The organism is Paraburkholderia sp. CNPSo 3281 (assembly GCF_024206515.1).
In the GTDB taxonomy this organism is placed as follows: Bacteria; Pseudomonadota; Gammaproteobacteria; order Burkholderiales; family Burkholderiaceae; genus Paraburkholderia; species Paraburkholderia nodosa.
Window position 1 is genome coordinate 1 of record NZ_JAMBPS010000031.1, and the last position, 16,984, is coordinate 16,984.

The 16,984-nt window shown below is 58.7% G+C and carries 12 protein-coding genes and 1 pseudogene; 1 reads left to right on the plus strand and 12 read right to left on the minus strand.

Annotated features, from left to right (window positions below):
- Window positions 1-193 (minus strand): annotated as a pseudogene (locus M3I56_RS25700) (IS256 family transposase); the annotation flags it as partial.
- Window positions 194-712: 519 nt separating this feature from the next.
- Window positions 713-1,858: a hypothetical protein gene (locus M3I56_RS25705; RefSeq protein ID WP_254356323.1), complete on the minus strand. Its 1,146-nt coding sequence runs from the start codon at window positions 1,856-1,858 to the stop codon at window positions 713-715.
- Between the two features lie 555 nt (window positions 1,859-2,413).
- On the opposite strand from M3I56_RS25705, the gene M3I56_RS25710 reads away from it, so the two are divergent.
- Complete coding sequence (locus tag M3I56_RS25710) at window positions 2,414-3,298, plus strand: bifunctional 2-polyprenyl-6-hydroxyphenol methylase/3-demethylubiquinol 3-O-methyltransferase UbiG (RefSeq protein ID WP_254356324.1); 885 nt, start codon at window positions 2,414-2,416, stop codon at window positions 3,296-3,298.
- A 708-nt stretch (window positions 3,299-4,006) separates the two neighbouring features.
- Here the strand turns inward: M3I56_RS25710 and M3I56_RS25715 are convergent.
- The 10 genes from M3I56_RS25715 to rfbA all read right to left on the minus strand — a co-directional run bounded on the left by M3I56_RS25715 (window position 4,007) and on the right by rfbA (window position 16,980).
- On the minus strand, window positions 4,007-7,189 hold the full coding sequence (locus tag M3I56_RS25715; protein ID WP_254356325.1) for a glycosyltransferase: 3,183 nt from the start codon (window positions 7,187-7,189) through the stop codon (window positions 4,007-4,009).
- Between the two features lie 244 nt (window positions 7,190-7,433).
- Window positions 7,434-8,468, minus strand: a complete 1,035-nt coding sequence (gene gmd / locus M3I56_RS25720; protein ID WP_254356326.1) for a GDP-mannose 4,6-dehydratase — start codon at window positions 8,466-8,468, stop codon at window positions 7,434-7,436.
- A 124-nt stretch (window positions 8,469-8,592) separates the two neighbouring features.
- Entirely contained in the window at window positions 8,593-10,032 is a 1,440-nt protein-coding gene (locus tag M3I56_RS25725) for a mannose-1-phosphate guanylyltransferase/mannose-6-phosphate isomerase (protein ID WP_309249185.1), read from the minus strand.
- 25 nt (window positions 10,033-10,057) lie between these two features.
- Complete coding sequence (locus M3I56_RS25730) at window positions 10,058-11,977, minus strand: glycosyltransferase family 2 protein (protein ID WP_254356327.1); 1,920 nt, start codon at window positions 11,975-11,977, stop codon at window positions 10,058-10,060.
- A 183-nt stretch (window positions 11,978-12,160) separates the two neighbouring features.
- On the minus strand, window positions 12,161-12,910 hold the full coding sequence (locus tag M3I56_RS25735) for an ABC transporter ATP-binding protein (RefSeq protein ID WP_254356328.1): 750 nt from the start codon (window positions 12,908-12,910) through the stop codon (window positions 12,161-12,163).
- Between the two features lie 10 nt (window positions 12,911-12,920).
- Window positions 12,921-13,703, minus strand: coding sequence for an ABC transporter permease (locus tag M3I56_RS25740; RefSeq protein WP_254356329.1), 783 nt, complete (start codon window positions 13,701-13,703; stop codon window positions 12,921-12,923).
- Between the two features lie 54 nt (window positions 13,704-13,757).
- A complete protein-coding gene (locus M3I56_RS25745; RefSeq protein ID WP_302056995.1) occupies window positions 13,758-14,657 on the minus strand; it encodes a glycosyltransferase family 2 protein in 900 nt (299 codons plus the stop codon).
- Window position 14,658: 1 nt separating this feature from the next.
- A complete protein-coding gene (rfbD, locus tag M3I56_RS25750; protein ID WP_375541790.1) occupies window positions 14,659-15,543 on the minus strand; it encodes a dTDP-4-dehydrorhamnose reductase in 885 nt (294 codons plus the stop codon).
- A gap of 7 nt (window positions 15,544-15,550) precedes the next feature.
- Window positions 15,551-16,102 carry a dTDP-4-dehydrorhamnose 3,5-epimerase gene (gene rfbC / locus M3I56_RS25755; protein ID WP_254356332.1) on the minus strand — a complete coding sequence of 184 codons (552 nt, stop codon included), beginning with the start codon at window positions 16,100-16,102 and terminating at the stop codon, window positions 15,551-15,553.
- A complete protein-coding gene (gene rfbA, locus M3I56_RS25760) occupies window positions 16,087-16,980 on the minus strand; it encodes a glucose-1-phosphate thymidylyltransferase RfbA (RefSeq protein WP_254356333.1) in 894 nt (297 codons plus the stop codon). The genes rfbC and rfbA overlap by 16 nt, the downstream gene beginning before the upstream one ends.
- Window positions 16,981-16,984: the final 4 nt, after the last annotated feature.

Below are 16,984 nucleotides of genomic sequence, written 5' to 3' on the forward strand. Positions count from 1 at the left end.
CGGCCGGATAGCCCAGATGGTGTCCGAGTTCGGCGCCCAGCGCCCGCTCGATCAGCGCCTTCTTGAACGCCGCTGAGGCGGCATGCACCGCTTCGGCCGTCATCGGCCCCTTCACGAACTGGTCGATCAGTTCCTTCGGAATGGACGGCAACGCCGTCAGGGCCTCGGCGGACGTCTTGGGTTTGCGTGGCATACATGCTCCTTGAGCTACATGTTATGCCTTACACACAAAATTTATGACAGGCCCGTCGGACTGACGATAGATTCAACTTCTGGCACTTGCGGCGCATAGACCTTGTTCTTGTCCTTCGGCTTCTGAGGCAGGAATCGCTTCATGCGCTCAATCAACTCCTGCTGTGTCAGGCGGTCTGAGCATGCTACCTTAGCGACCTGCCGCTCCAAGGACGCGTACGTAAAGCTCCCTCATACGCTCGTACCGCTTCACGTGTGCGTACGTTTCGCTCCATAAAGTCGCCCAGAGTACTCACCGCGGCCGGATGAGCGATTCTGTCGTTGGAGCAGTCTACCAGTCAGTGCAATCGCCTTCCCCCGTGGACGGGACTGCCGCGGACCATATAGAACACCGCCAAATTCCTCGTCGTTGATGCGCACTTTGGTGCTTCCATCACGCACACGCACAAAAACGGAAGCCGTGCGAACCTACATCGGCCCAAGGAACAAACGCACATAACTCGGCCTCGACGACTAGCTGTCAATAAGAATTTGACGCATTTACAGGCCGTCTTTTATGCCCCCGCTGTCCACGCACGAACGAAAAACGAGGTGGTTGATAATGGTATTCAGCAGTAAATGGCGTAGCAAATTTTCCTCCAGCCAGATCCTCTTTGACAAAGTATGAATTAACCCCCATTAAGTCGCAACCGACAAGAACCATGCCTTTCTTCTCACCCTCGATTTCGATTCGCTTGAGGCTCGCTCCAAACCAATTAGTGCCATCCCATACCTCGTCGGGCTTATACGGGACTTCATAATCGATCGTCGGCGGGAAATGTGCATTATATTCCACACACGCGACACGCGCAGGAGTTTTAATGGCTCGGAACAAATGCGATGTATGTTGATCGACATCTACAGAAAGGAAATCAATTTGTTCGCCAAGCTTCGCCGAATCAATCAAGGATTGAATAGAGTTCGGCGTAGCCATCGCATGAATAAGCTGTAATCTTCCACTGACAATTTCTCCGTGAAAATTATTACGAATCGATTCACAATGTATCGCGTCACATTCGATCCATAACCCTTTCCAACCAAGCATGAGAAGTAGCCTAGTTGTGTTTTCAGAGCCATCTCCAACACCGATTTCCAAGAAAGTTTTATGTTGCACTCCAATTCTTGAAAAAATTTCAGAAATGGTGGCGTCTTCGTAGGTCTGAGAGAAAAGGTGAGTGGAGTATTTTGCAATGTAGCGATCGCCGAATTTTTTCATTTGCAATGCAATTAAATAATCCTCGAAGGCCACGCTTTGAAATTCCTTGGATTGCCAAGTGTGAACATGAATATTATCTAAGTATTGAGCTGTTTTTTTAAAAATAACACCTTCCTCCTCTCCCCATAGCTTGATTTGTTGAGGAACACTTTCTCGGGCGCCATCCGCGAGCCACCTTCCTGCGAAACGGAAGCCTCGACGTAGTAATTGTTTGAGCATGGTTCTCGCGCTGGTGAGAGTCAGTGGGGGGCCAAGGATGAACAATACAACAAGCCGCCGCTTCTTGTTGAGCGGCGTAGCGGTCCGCTGCTGCAATTTCGATCGCAGAGTGATGCAAGCTATTTCGCACCAGCCAGGGTTCGCGACCGCATTCAAAAAAAAACGTGCCACGCTAGTATGCGCAGCGCCCATGATGAGTTCGCAACAACACAGCGGTTACTCCGTCACGGCGCTCGATTCCCTGTTCGCAGGGAGCGCTAGTACAACTTTGAACATCGTCACAGCGCGATCCACTGCAACGCAATGACCCGACCCGCAGCAAGCGCGAACTGTGCATCTGAGCCCGTGCCGCAGCGACACCAATCGGAACGTTTCATCGCGACGCAGTAACCATAAGTAGGGCCACCTGAATTTGCATTGTTTGTGGCGACAACTGCATTGAAAATTTCCGTGCTTGGTCCTGAGTAACAAGGTGAAAATGCCGGCGCTTTCTGCTGCACCTACGTGGCAATGGATCGGCGCCGAGTGTAAATCGCCCCCAGAAATCCACTGGTCAACCCCTACTGATGCCTCCGCTCGCATTTGATGCTATTGTTGCTTGACTATTGCTTGATTTTTCCGTAGGTTTCTGCGTGATGACGTGATGTAGTTGCCATATTTCGCCGTGGGAGATGTGCACAATCGAGCTCCGATGCCCCATTTCCCGATGAAAATCCGGTGCATGCATTCCGAAAAGGACAGTTACTTATGAGCAGGACATATCAGGTTATCGAAGCGAGCAACGCCGAATCTGATTCCGAGAAACTGCTTTCATTGATGGGGGAATTGCTCAATTATTCGGATGGAATGCCGAATCAGGCGGACGTCCCAGCGGCTATTTCTGTGCATCTCCCCCATGCACATTCATTGGTCGATGGAATTGCTGCAGAGATCGGTAATGCGAAGCACGGAGCTTACTTCGATGTGTCGCGAAATCGATATGCGCATTACTTTGCTGCAGGAATGGCTTATCTGAAATCGGAATCAGTCATACTCGATATCGGCAATGCACCTGGTCACGTCGGCATCGGATTCACCATGTTGGGACACACGGTTCGCGGACTGAACCTGAATGCCAATTGGCGCAGCACCTATCCGAACCAAACGTGGTTTGAGAAGTTTAATGTTATCGAGACAGATCTCGAATCATCTGGAATCCCGGTTGAGAGTGAATCGTTCGATGCGATCTTATTTACAGAAGTGCTCGAACATGTAGGGATAAAACATCCGCTCGACATCATCAGAGAGATGCACAGAATTTTAAAGCCGGGCGGAGTCGTTATTTTTTCGACGCCGAACGTATGCAATATTTCGAATATTTATGCGTTGCTGAGGGGAAAGAACATCTTCTGGGCGCCGGAAATATTTTATGGAAGTCTTGACCGCCATAACCGTGAATATACGCCGCAAGAAGTCGAAACGCTCATGCGAAATGCATGCTTGGATCCAGTGGTGACGTGGGGTCTCAACGATTACTCGAATTGGCGCGGAGATGGCGCGGATTTTGCTCAGCGATTTATTCAGAAGTTCGGCGCCGAGCATCCGCTTTGCAGAAATACGATCGCGGGTGTATATCGCAAGAAATCTGCGTAAGTACCGCGGCGCTTCTGAAGCGGCAGCTATAGCGAATGAAGCAAGGAACATCGTCGCACAGAATAATATGAAAAGCCGCCTTCTGGCGGCTTGTTCGCTTCCAAGCCTTGCATAGATTTCTCATCACTCATCCGGTCATCGGCACACGCGGACAAGTAGAATCTGGGGCAACCGGAGTGTCCGACTGGCGACTGGCCCGCGCTATTTTGAGATGAGAACTCAAAGCTACCAGAATAGCTTACGTGGAACAGTCACATGATCTCCAAGGCGAGCTATCCAATAAGGGGATGACAAGCCTGAGTAGTCCGTCCTGAATGGGTCACTTTGACCTGCGGCTGTATCACACCTCCGATAGCGCGAGTGCGAACGCAAAATCGAGGCGCGTGAATCATACTTTGCCTGAGGCGCTCGATTCACACAGACCTTTTCGCCTTCTGGGACGCGGTTGTCTTGGCACGCCGCGCTCGCGTGGAATGTTGGAGCAAGGACTTCATCGCCTCACGCAATGATCTGGACTTCGGACTTTCTCCTCAACGGATACGTGCGCAATAATCTGTGACGACGATGACGCGAAGCAAGCGCTTGCAGGTCAATTTGACAAACGGATAAGCACGACCATTGTCTGCAGCGCTTGATTGACGAGGTCATACCAATCAAGCTTGCCCCGAAAGCGAATAGATCACTTCAACCGTCATTGCAGATGCAGCGTCAATCGTGCGAAGCGTTGGGATCACTTTTCTTTAGAAGAACTTCTAGCCGTCCCCTCATAACCATTCCGACCACTTCCGGCTTGTAGGTTCGCTCAATTCGCTCGCGCGCGGTCCGTCGACGTGCCTCGCCCTCCGAGGGGTCTTTGACCACTCGCCGCATAATATTCGCTGCCTCATCCACATCCGGTTCTGCCCAAACCTGACCGGCGGACCACGGATATTCATGCTGCTGGACGGCACGCAATTGATAAGGGACGGGATAGCCCGTTTCCTCGGTCAAGAAATCGGTCGATCCCGAAAAATCCGTACCAATAATGATCCGCTCGAATGTCATGGCCTCCGCCATCCCAAGTCCGAAGCCTTCCGCACGATGCAGGGAGACATACGCATCAGACGAGCGAATCAATCCGAGCATCTCATCGCGAGGCATGTTCCTATCAAACAGGACAATTCGCGGATCGCTCTTCATCGCTTGTTCAATAGTTGCCTTGACGTCGGGAAAATGATTGGGTGCTCCGGTCGACTTAATTACCAGGCCGACGCGCTCGTCACCACGCGGGAAAGCTTGTTGAAATGCGCGCAGCACGCCGAGCGGATTCTTTCTGAAAGGCGACGAGTAGTAATCGAAGCTGAACATGAAGTAGAACCGCCCTTCTTCCATGCCAAAGTGTGCGCGACCCGGATGGTCGCCGCCAGTGTCTTCCATAGCGGGCGGGATCACGACTATGGGGCCATCGAAGATTTGCGCGAACGCTTCCGCGATGAACGTGTTGGGTGCCCAAATTTCCTGGATGTTCGTGAGATTGGCGCGCCATTCCTCAGGTGCCCGCGGCAGTTCCCAGTACGGGCAGAGGATGTTGTACGCTCCGTCCAGCAACTTCGGATTCAGCGACTTGACAACTACGGGCATCTGGTCGCACGCGACCTCGATGAAATTGACCTTGTACCGGTGCGCCATATCGTAGCGCTGCGGCATAAACGCCTCTAGCAACCGCGTTTCGATGCCCACGCGAAACGGATAGACCGCGAACGGCAGCCCAGCCGCCTCCGCCGCCTTCAGGTTCGCGCGAAACGCCTGGCCCAACCCGAGCGCGCCCTCCGCGTATCCGATGAAGAGCACGCCGTGGCGCTTTTCGTCGCTTGCGAGTGGAACCTGCGTGGCGGCCGCCACCTGTTGCGCACTCTTGCGCTGCGCGAGACGCTGCCTGAGCCATTGCTTGCGCGTCTTTAGATAGGGCGCGAGCAGCCGACTCGACGCAACTGACGACGCGTATCGCCAGCCATACGGCTCCAAGTTTTCGGCAAAAAACGACAGCAGGAAACCGGTGCGCCGCATGCCACGCGCGACAATGCCACGCACGCGGCTCGTGGTCTGGCCCGGTGGCGTGAGACCTAACGGTTGCGGCAGCGGCATGGCGCCACCGGTGCGGCCATCGGCCGTCAGCAGGCGGCCTTCGTCCTCCGCAATGAGCGCGCGGCGCATCGCAAGACTCGCCTCGCGCCATGAGAAGCCCGTGCGCACAGTGCGCACGCCAGACTCCGCAAGCGCTTGATAGGTCACCGCGTCCATCGTGCTGGCTTCAAAAAGTCGCGAAGTCAGTTGCTCGGTCGAAGGCTCCCACCAGTTGCCGACATCGCCGAATCCCTTGTCGGAGTAGTTCGCGACGATGGGTGTGCCGTCGAGCGTCAACGCCCCCGGAATTACGAAATCAGCGGTGGCGCCGAAGTTGCCAAAGATTGCTGGCGTGCCGCAGGCCATCGATTCCGCGACGCTGAACCCGAACCCTTCTGAGCGCGACGAGCACACCGTGAAGTCGACGCTTCGATAAATCGTCGCCAGCGCCTCGTTGTCCATGCCGGTCAGGTTCTCGTAGACGGAGATGCCCTCGTCCGGATACTCGGCGACCCGGAAGTTCTTCCACACGTAGGTGCTCGCGGGCGCTCGCATCGCACTAATGAGACCGGCACCCATCAGAATTAGCCTCGCACCGGGCTGTGCGCGATGGAAAGGCGCCCATGCCTTGAGCATGACGTCGAGGCCTTTGCGATACTGATTGTGCGAGAACCACAGAAAGGTCTTCCCATCTGTGAAACGCTGCGCCGCGCCCCAAGGCTGGAAGACATCGCTTTCGACACCGAGCGGCATGTAGTGCACGCGCTTGAAACCGGCCTGCCGGTACACGTCCACGTTCCAGCGGGACGGATTGAGCACGAGCTTGTAGCGATCGCGGAACGCGAGCCACGCCTCGGGTATGCGCGTCGTTTCCCAGACCGAGTAGAGGTAGCCGAACGGCTCAGTGCCCGGATGCGAGAAGATCAGCTCGGCCGCGTCCGGATGCACGAGGCCGTACTTGCGCAGGTACGGATGAAGGTGCTTGTTGATGATGTTCCAGGAGTTCGTGGCATCGGACTTGTGGTCCTGATGGGCCACGTAGTGCCCGAGGAACTTCTGCGCGAAAAGCTTCTTGTTCTTACGCAGATAATTGAGCTTGAACTCACTCGGCTTTGTCGAGAACGTCGAGCTCGTCCAGTGTTCGATCTGGGAATTCGGCAGATATGCGCAGGTATAGCCCGCATCGCGCAGACGGAAGCCGAAATCAGCGTCCTCATGATAGAAACCGTAGTCGTCGTCGAGAAAGCCGATCTTCTCGATCGCCGACATACGAACGCCCGCCAGCGTCAGTTCGCAGAAATCCGCCTCCAATCGAAGCGGATGGCCGCACGGAGGCATGAAATCGTGCGTGAATGAAAGCGTTTCGAGATCCCAGTAGACGCGATACGCGAGCCTTCGGATACCCGCGGCCTCGTCGACCAGCATCTGTGCCGGCGCGACGATGCCGAGGTTCGGATCAGCCTGCAATTCGGCGAGCAGCTCGCGAATGACGTCGGTCGTGAACGCGATGTCGTTGTTGCCCACGAACACGAACTCGCAACCGCGTTCGGCAGCCATTCTCGCACCGATGTTGCACGCTTCGGTATACGTGTGGGCACGGCCAAGCTGCACAAACCCGACCCCGGCCTTGCGGCACACCTCTTCGGTGTGATCGGTGCTACCCTGATCGAGCACCACGACCAGTTCCGCAGGAATCCGGAGCGTCGGCAACATCCTCTCGAGCAATCGCCCTCCGTTGATCGACGGAATAGCGAGGAGAGTTTTGCTGAGGGCGGCTTCGATTTGCATGATTTCAGGTGGAAGACGTCTGGGACAGGGATAAAGCGCAGCTCGCGCGCGGTCGCTGCGGCCGCGCTACGGGCACTTGCATGACGCAAACTTGCGAGAATGTCGCCGCGCCCTCGCAAGTCACAGGGCACGGCACCGGTGCCCCTTGCGCGAGGACACTTGGAATCGGGAGGCGACGCAAGACACCGGAAACCAGGCGACCGCATTGCGCGATTGCCCGTTGCCAGGCGCTCGCTCCCGGCACTTAGAACGAGAAGCCGATCCGGTTACGCTCGATATCGGTCTTGACCATCATCGCACAAAGTTCTTCGAGCGTAGTCTTCGCGCTCCAGCCGAGTACTTCCTTTGCGTGCGATGCGTCGCCGACCAGGAGATCGACTTCCGCGGGACGATAGAACTTCGGGCTCACGCTCACGAGCGTCTTGCCGCTCGAGCTGTCCACACCGTGCTCCTTCTCACCCTCCCCGCGCCACTCGATCGCAACGTCCGCGGCACGGAACGCCATCGACACGAAATCGCGCACCGTCTCGGTCCGGCCCGTGGCGAGCACGAATGTTCCCGGGGCGTCGGCCTGCAGCATGCGGTACATGCCTTCGACGTATTCCTTGGCAAAACCCCAGTCGCGCTTCGCGTCAAGGTTGCCGAGCTCGAAACGGTCGATCTTGCCTAGTTGGATCTTCGCAACTGAGTCGGTAATCTTGCGCGTCACGAACTCCTGGCCGCGCAGCGGCGACTCATGATTGAACAGGATGCCGCTCGAACCGAATATATCGTACGACTCGCGATAGTTGACCGTGATCCAGTGCGCGTAGAGCTTTGCGACACCATACGGACTGCGCGGATAGAACGGCGTGTCTTCCTTCTGCGGAATTGCCTGGACTTTACCGAACATTTCCGAGGTCGACGCTTGGTAAAAGCGGATGCTGCGATCGACAATGCGAATCGCCTCAAGCAGGTTCAGCGCGCCGACGCCCGTAATTTCCGCAGTCGTGGCAGGCTGTTCGAACGAGACGCCCACGAAGCTTTGCGCTGCGAGGTTGAACACCTGGCATGGCTTGGCCTTTTCGAGGATGCGGATCGTGGCGCCGAGGTCCGTGAGGTCGTGCTCGACGAGATGAAGCTTCGGGTGATCGAGCACGCCCAGCTCCTGCATGCGCCAGAAGTTGACAGAGCTGGTCCGTCGATACGTACCGTAGACATCGTAGCCCTTTTCAAGAAGCAGCTGCGTTAGGTACGCGCCATCCTGGCCGGTAATCCCGGTAATCACTGCACTAGTCAACTCTGATACCTCACAATTTTGGTTCGACTGCCGATGGCGGCTCGCTCACGAGCCGCGCCTGAGTGGACATGATGACCATGTCGATAAAAACTCTGCGCATCGCCGCGCATGCCCTGCGAACACCTCAAACCGGACGCGGCGAGGCCTCCCGGCCGTACACGTCCTGCAGGCGCACGATGTCGTCCTCGCCGAGATACGAGCCAGACTGCACTTCGATTAGCTCCAGCGGCAGCTTGCCCGGATTCTCGAGACGATGCGTGACGCCAAGCGGAATGTACGTCGACTGATTCTCCGCCAACAGAATTTCCTGCTCGCCGTTCACGACGCGAGCCGTGCCCTTCACCACTATCCAGTGCTCGGCGCGGTGAAAATGCATCTGCAGCGACAGCGACGCACCCGGATTCACGACGATGCGCTTGACCTGGAAACGCTCGCCCTGATCGATACCCTCATACGAACCCCACGGCCGGATCACCTTGCGATGCGTGACCGACTCGTGGCGGCCAAGCGCGGTCAGCCGCTCGACGATCTTCTTGACGCGCTCAGACTGATCGCGATGCGCAACGAGGATTGCATCCGCCGTTTCGACGATGACGAGATCCTTCACGCCGATGGCAGCGACCATGCGGTGTTCTCCGCGAATGTAGCTGTTGGACACGTCATCGATCATCACGTCCCCGTGCAGCGAGTTACCGTCCGCATCCTTTTCCGAGATCTCCGCGAGCGCCGACCAAGAGCCGATGTCGCTCCAGTTCAGACCGCACGCGGCCACCATGACTGCGCGGTCGGTCCTCTCCATCACTGCGTAGTCGATTGAAATGTTCGGGCTTGCCTCGAACGTCTGCGCCTCGAGGCGGATGAAGTCGTCGTCGCGTTTTGCGGCGGCCGTCGAAAGGCGGACCTGCTCGAACACCTTCGGCTCGTAGCGCCCCAGCTCGTCGAGGTAGACCGACGCTTTCACCATGAACATGCCGCTGTTCCAGAAGTATCCGCCTTCGGCCAGAAAGCGCGTGGCGGTCTGCGCGTCAGGCTTCTCTGTGAATGCGCGGACGTGCCAGGCGCCTTCGCTTCCCGCGAGAGGCTCGCCACTGCGAATATAACCATAGCCCGTGTGAGGCGTCGCCGGCTCGATACCGAAAGTGACCAAATTGCCTGTTGCCGCGATGTCGCGCGCTGTCGCTGCAATTTTTGCAAACACATCTTCGGCAAGAATTACATGGTCTGACGGCAGGATCAGTAGCAATGCGTCCGGATCCCGTTCCATCGCAATCAGCGCGGCGGCAGCCACCGCAGGAGCAGTGTTGCGCCCCACCGGCTCTAACACGATCGCTGACGGTGAGACGTCCATTTTCCGTAACTGATCAGCGACAAGGAAGCGCTGCTCGTTATTGGTGATCACGATCGGTGCCGCGACGTTTTCGACACCATGCAGCCGTCGCACCGTTTGCTGTACCAGCGTATCGCTCCCCGTGAGCTTCAGGTATTGCTTTGGATAGCCGCCACGCGACATCGGCCACAGGCGCGTACCGCTGCCACCGCACAGAACTACAGGGAATACGTTCACGTTCACTCCGTTAAATGTTCTTGCTTCAAACGACCATGTGCGCGGCCGCGCCACGTGCCACGGTGTGCGGCACCAGCGGCCCCACACGAGACGGCCAGGCCAGATCAAAATCGTCGCGCATCAGCGACAGGTTCGGGCTGTAGCAAGGATCGTCAGTAAGGCGCTCACCCCAACGCTGCAGCATATAGGCGGCTTCCCGCTCCAGGCGCGTGCGGCGCACCGGGTCGTTGTCCTGTCCGCGCGTGGCGGACTCATGGTGGTACAACTCTGCGAACGGGGTCCACACGCTACGGTAGCCTGCTGCGCCCAAGCGCAGACAAAAATCGACATCGTTGTAGGCAACAGCCAGATCTTGTTCGTTCAGGCCGCGCACCTCCTGATAAACGGACTTGCGCACGACGAGGCAGGCAGCCGTCACCGCGGAAAACGCGCCAACCAGCGCCATGCGCCCGCAGTAGCCGCGCGCCGCACGTGGAAAGTGCTTCCCGATGTTGCCAGCCACGCTACCCATGCCGAGCACAAGACCGGCATGCTGAACCGTATCGCCCGCATAAAGCAGCTTCGCGCCTACTGCCCCGATGTCGGGCTGCAAGGCGAGCGCAACCATCTCCGAAAGCCAGTCCGGCGTAATGACTTCGATGTCATTGTTGACGAGCGCGACGAGCGTTCCGGCCGCCTGTGCCACCGCGCCGTTGTTCAGCGCGGAATAGTTGAACGGCCCATCGTCGCGCAGCACCCGGATACGCGCACTCTCGGCAAGGCGCTCGAGATACTGGAGGGTCTGCGGTTCGTCCGAGCCATTGTCCACCACGATGATCTCGTAGTTCGAGTATGTCGTCTTCTGCAGGATGCTGTCGATGCACTGCTGCAACAACGCTTGCGCGTTGCGGGTCGGCACGATCAGGCTGACGAGCGGCGGCTGCGCGGGCAACGCGCGACGCACGCGATAGCCATAGCCAAGATATTCGGCCTGCCAGTCGAGATCGCGGCGCGCGAAGTGCTCGTTGAGCGCCCGCTCGCCGGCAATGGCGGCATAGGGCTTCGCTTCCGCGGTCGATGCCGTGCTCGCCGCGTGCACTCGCCAGTGATAAAGCACTCGCGGAATGTGCTGAATGGCGGCAGCATCCACGCGTTCAGCGCAGCGCAACGCCAGATCATAGTCCTGCGAACCTTCATAGCCCACGCGAAAACCGCCGACTTCGTCTAGCAACGTCTTCTCGAACACGCCGAGGTGGCTGAACATGTTTTGCGAAGCAAATAGCTCAGGATTCCACGAGCACTTGAAATACGGATCACGGCGCTCGCCGGCCGAGTCGATCTTGTCCTCGTCTGAGTAGATCATGCGCGCGTCCGGATGCCGGCCGATCGTCTCGGCCACGCAGTAAAGCGCGTGTTCGGGCAAAAGGTCATCGTGGTCGAGCAGCGCCACCCACTCGCCCGTGACAAGTTCGAGCGCGCTGTTCGAAGCAGCGGAGATATGGCCGTTCGTCTCGCGGAATATCACCTTGATCCGTTCGTCCTCGTGCGCATAACGCTCAAGCAGCGGACGGATGGCGGAGTCGGTCGACACATCGTCGGCAATGCACAACTCCCAGTGCGCGTAGAGCTGCGCACGCACCGACTCAATCGCCTGCGCGAGCCATTCGGGCTTCGGGTTGTACACTGGCATGATCACGGAAATGCGCGGAGCATGCGCTAACCCTGCAACGCGTGCACGAATAGCCTCGCGCGTGGCGTCGTCGATCTGGTCGTACAGGCGAACCCATTTCGCATAGCGATCCTGACTGATGCCCCCCGGTGCGCCTGCGCGCAACCAGACAAGTTTGTCCCGCACGCCCACGAAACCCTCGCGGCGATACACGCCGCACGCCTTGCGAACGGCGGCACTGAGGCCACCGCCACCGGTAACCCGACTCACAAGCGAACGAACATCCGATAACTTCACTTTGCTCCGCACCCTGTCGCGCCATGGCGATCACCGCCATGCTAGCGCCCGCCATAACGGGCTAGACTTCATTTTAGTCGTTGCCTGCTGCCCGCGAGACAACCGCTGAGTGCCGGCGATCCGCCGCCCGCACGCGTGCACGAAAACGAACGTTTGCGCATTTGTTGCCGCCCCACACCGTGATCAGCCCGTTGCCTCTTCATATTGCGATACGACATCCTCCACCGCCCCGAACGCTCGAACACGCCCGCGCTCCATCCAGAGCGCTTTGTTGCACACCCGGCGGATCTCGCTGTTTGAGTGCATTGCGAGCACGACGATTTCTGCGCGGCTGCGCAAATCGGCTAAGCGCGCTTCCGCTTTGTGCATGAACGAGGCGTCGCCAACGCCCATGACTTCGTCGAGCAGCAGGATTTCTGCATCAACAGCCGTCGACACAGCGAACGCGAGACGAACCTTCATCCCGCTCGAATACGTCCGGATCGGCAGGTCAAGGTAGTCTCCCAGCTCGCAGAACTCGGCGATTTCCTCCTGCTTCTCGCGGATCTCGGCATCGGTCATACCTAGCAGCAGCCCGCGCAGGCGGATGTTCTGCCGACCCGTCGAGTTTTCATCCATGCCGAGGCTGATGTCGAGCAGCGGCACAACGCGGCCTTCCCCCGTGATCTCGCCCGCCGTCGGAGGATAGATACCGGCCAGCGCGCGCAGCAGCGTCGATTTGCCCGCGCCGTTGGGTCCGATCAGCCCGATGCGGTCGCCGCGCTCGAAGCGCAGGTTCACGTGCTCGAGCGCCCGCACAATCACCACGCCATCGTTGTCCTCGGCGATACGGTTGCGCCGCCCCACGCGCAACACCTGCTTCTTGAGCGAACGCCCTTGCACGTCGAAGATCGGCAAGTGGAGGCTCACGTTGTTCAGTTCGATGAATGCCATGTCTTGCTCATCAGATCCAGTAAGGAATGCGCTTCAGGTAGCGGCCAGTCAGCAGCAGCGCGATCGGCCAGCCAATTGCCGCCATGCCGATCGTGATGCCCCAGGTCAGCGGGCTCGGCATCTGCCCGATCAGGGGACCGCGCACGACTTCGAGCAGATAGGCAAGCGGATTCCATTCGACGATGAACGAGAAACGATTCAACGCATTCGGGCGGAAAATGATCGGCGTGACGTAAAACGCGACCTGGAGCAGCGCGCTGATGATCTGCGGAAGATCGCGAAAGCGCGCCGAGAGCAGGCCCGCCACCATGGCGATCCAGAGGGCGTTCAGGATGAAGATCAGTAAGGCCGGAATGAAGAGCGGCAGGATCTCCCAGTCCCTCACACCGAAGATAAGCAGCAGGCCGATGATGATCACGAAGTTGTGCGCCGTCACGATGAGATTGCGCCACACCACCTGGAACATGTAAATCAGCTTGGGCGTGGACATCTGCCGGATATACGAGGCACTGTTGATGTACGCCAGGCTGCCCTCGTTGATCGTCTGCGAGAACAACCCCCACATCACGAGGCTCGCCGCGAGGAACGGCAGATAGTCGTGCATCGGCTGGCCAAAGAGCGTCCCATACACCACGCCCAGCGACCCGATCAGCACGCCCATGCTGATGGTCAGCCAGAACGGTCCGACGCGGGAGCGCGCGTAGCGTTGGCGGATTTCGATCCAGCCAAGCAAGGTCCATAAGCGCCACGAAGCGAGGCTTTGTTTTAGATCAGCAAGTGAAAGAGTCAACATGCAAGTTATCGAAAGTAATTTGACAACGAACCGCAAAAACCGCGCAGCAACGCCTTACAGCGCTCCGGCACGGCCAATCAGCCCATGCCACAGGCCCAGTAGCGACAGCCGTACGTGCGCGAGACGCGGCCGCATGAACAGGCCATAGATCGCGAGCCGCACCGGCATCTTGACGAGTTCCGTCGATTTCCAGCTCCAGGGCACATAGCCCCGCTTGATCAACGCCGTTGCGTTGCGAAACAGATAGTAGTGGCGCACCGCGCTATGCCCGGGATAGGTCCGCCCGAAAACACGAACGGGCTCGCCACCCAGTTCGTGCGCGAGCCGCAGCCCGGGCGCACCAAGAACGGCAAATCCCTTAGCTTTCGCCCTGACACACCACTCCAGATCCACGAAATCGATAAACAACCGATCTTCCATCGGGCCAATGTCGCGCCAGACCGCCAGGTTGACGCACGAGCCAGACGTAATCAAAAAATCGACATCGACCAGTTCCATTCCGACAGGCTTAATCCGCCGCAACTTTAGCGCACCAAAGCGGACAAATGGCGCAACGCCACCCAGGCGCAGGTCTTCGTAGGCCGGTCCTATCAGCGCGACCCGCGCGTTGTGCAGGCGCTCTTCCTCCATCGTCTGCGGCAGCGCTTCGAGTAGCTGCGCGGACGGCTCGCTGTCTTGATCGAACAGCAGCGCGCTGGTACATCCCGCCGCCACAAGCCTTTCCACTCCCTGGTTCAGCGCCGTCGCGATGCCGAGGTTCGCGCCGTTCGCCACATAGTCGACGCGCTCGTCGAGGCCCAACGCGCCCGGCGTCGACACCTGCTCCGTGTTGTCGATGACCACGCACGGCCAAGCCTGCGCCAGCCGGTTCGCACGGGCAACGCAAGCCTCATCGGGGCGATAGAAGACAACCACGATGCCCGCTTGCTCACTACGGGCAGGGGTTCCGCTCAAGCTAGTCACTTAGGCACAGGCGCAACGCATCGTCCCAGGCAGGCATATACAAGCCGAAGGTTTCGCTCAGCTTGTCGAGCATCAGCCGCGAGTTGGCGGGACGCTTTGCCGGAACAGGGTAGTCGGCAGCGGGAATCGGCACGGTCTTCGGCGCACGCTCACCGAGCGCGCTAGCAAAGATCACTTCGGCAAAGCCGTGCCACGACGTCGAGCCCGACGCCGTGAAGTGATAGATGCCCGAGCGCTGCGCCCACCAGCCGGCGTTGTTCGCCGCCAGGCCTTGCGTGACGATGTGCGAGGTCGCATCGGCAATCGTTCTCGACCAGGTCGGCGCACCGATCTGGTCGGCGACAATGCGCAACTCCGGCCGTTCCGCGCCGAGCTTGAGCATGGTCAGCAGGAAGTTCTTGCCACGCCGCCCATACACCCAGCTCGTGCGCAGGATCAGGTGAGCGCAGCCACTTGCCGCGATCGCCTGCTCGCCTGCCAGCTTCGTCTTGCCGTAGACGTTCTGCGGATTGACCGCATCGGTCTCAACGTAGGGCGTGTACTTCGTTCCGTCGAACACGTAGTCGGTCGAGTAATGAATCAGCGCCGCGCCGCAGCGCTTCGCCTCCTCGGCCAGCACGCCAGGCGCCTCGGCATTGAGCCGCTGCGCCGAAGCCTCGTCGGTTTCGGCCTTGTCGACCGCCGTATAGGCTGCAGGATTGACGATGATCGAGGGCTTCGCCGCACGCACAATTTCACGCACGCGATTGAGATCCGCCAAATCCAGCGCCGCACGGTCGAGTCCCACCACGCGTCCGAGCCCTTGCAGGCTGCGCAGCAGTTCGTAGCCCACCTGCCCATTCACGCCAGTCACGAGGATCGTCGGTTGCTCGTTCATCTCTCGCTCACGCATAGACTTCAGCTTCGGACAGACGCTTGCCAGCCGCATCCTTTGCCGCCAGCATGGGTTCGAAGTCAATTGGCCAATCGATGCCGATTTCCGGATCGTTCCACACGATGCTGCGTTCGTGCTCGGGGAACCAGTAGTCTGTCGTCTTGTAGAGGAACTGAGCAGACTCCGAAAGCACCACGAAGCCGTGCGCGAAGCCCGGCGGCACCCAGAGCTGGCGATGATTCTCCGTGGTGAGCGTCACGCCCACCCACTTGCCGAAGTTCGGCGAGCTTCGGCGGATGTCCACCGCGACGTCGAACACCTCGCCCTCGACCACGCGCACGAGCTTGCCCTGCGCATGCTCGATCTGATAGTGCAGCCCGCGCAACACCCCCTTCGCGGAACGCGAATGGTTGTCCTGGACGAGCTCGACGCCCGCCTCGACATGTTCCGCGAATTCGCGTCCGTTGAAGCTTTCGTAGAAAAAGCCGCGTGCGTCACCGAACACCTTCGGCTCGATGATCTTGACTTCGGGAAGGGCTGTAGCCGTTACCGTGATGGCCATGCGACTTGATCCGTAAGAATGTTTAACAGGTACTTGCCGTAACCGTTCTTCGCGAGCGGCGCAGCGAGTTTTTGGAGTTGCTCTGCGTCAATCCAGCGACGACGATAGGCAATCTCTTCGGGGCAGGCAACGACGAGCCCCTGGCGCTTTTGCAGCGTGGCGATGAACGTTGCCGCGTCGATCAGCGAATCGTGCGTGCCGGTATCCAGCCACGCGTAGCCGCGGCCCATGATTTCGACGTTGAGCGCGCCATCATTCAGATAGTGCGAGTTGACGTCGGTGATCTCGAGTTCGCCGCGCGCCGAAGGCTTGATGTCAGCCGCGATATCGCACACGCGGTTGTCGTAGAAGTAGAGGCCGGTAACCGCGTAGTTCGAGCGCGGCTTCGCGGGTTTTTCTTCGATCGAGAGCGCACGAAAGTCTTTGTCGAACTCGACCACACCGTAACGCTCGGGGTCTTGGACGTGATATGCGAACACCGTTGCACCCGCGCCCAGATCGTTGGCGCGATCGAGTTGCTTCGCGAGATCGTGGCCGTAAAAGATGTTGTCGCCGAGAATGAGTGCCGAGGGATCATTGCCCACGAAATCGCGGCCGATAATGAACGCCTGCGCGAGACCGTCTGGCGAAGGCTGTACCGCATACTGCAGGTTCATTCCCCACTGGCTGCCGTCGCCGAGCATCGCCTCGAAGCGCGGCGTGTCCTGCGGAGTCGAGATGATGAGCACATCGCGAATGCCCGCCACCATCAGCGTCGATAGCGGGTAATAGATCATCGGCTTGTCGTACACCGGCAGCAGCTGCTTCGACACCGCGTGCGTGATCGGATAGAGCCGGGTGCCGGAGCCCCCGGCCAGAATAATGCCCTTTCGCGCCATTGCT

Excerpts from the sequence above, each read along its gene's own strand:
- M3I56_RS25705 (WP_254356323.1), bottom strand. The coding sequence starts at position 1,858 with ATGGGCGCTGCGCATACTAGCGTGGCACGTTTTTTTTTGAATGCGGTC.
- M3I56_RS25710 (WP_254356324.1), top strand. The coding sequence starts at position 2,414 with ATGAGCAGGACATATCAGGTTATCGAAGCGAGCAACGCCGAATCTGAT.
- M3I56_RS25715 (WP_254356325.1), bottom strand. The coding sequence starts at position 7,189 with ATGCAAATCGAAGCCGCCCTCAGCAAAACTCTCCTCGCTATTCCGTCG.
- M3I56_RS25735 (WP_254356328.1), bottom strand. The coding sequence starts at position 12,910 with ATGGCATTCATCGAACTGAACAACGTGAGCCTCCACTTGCCGATCTTC.
- M3I56_RS25740 (WP_254356329.1), bottom strand. The coding sequence starts at position 13,703 with ATGTTGACTCTTTCACTTGCTGATCTAAAACAAAGCCTCGCTTCGTGG.
- rfbD (WP_375541790.1), bottom strand. The coding sequence starts at position 15,543 with ATGAACGAGCAACCGACGATCCTCGTGACTGGCGTGAATGGGCAGGTG.
- rfbC (WP_254356332.1), bottom strand. The coding sequence starts at position 16,102 with ATGGCCATCACGGTAACGGCTACAGCCCTTCCCGAAGTCAAGATCATC.
- rfbA (WP_254356333.1), bottom strand. The coding sequence starts at position 16,980 with ATGGCGCGAAAGGGCATTATTCTGGCCGGGGGCTCCGGCACCCGGCTC.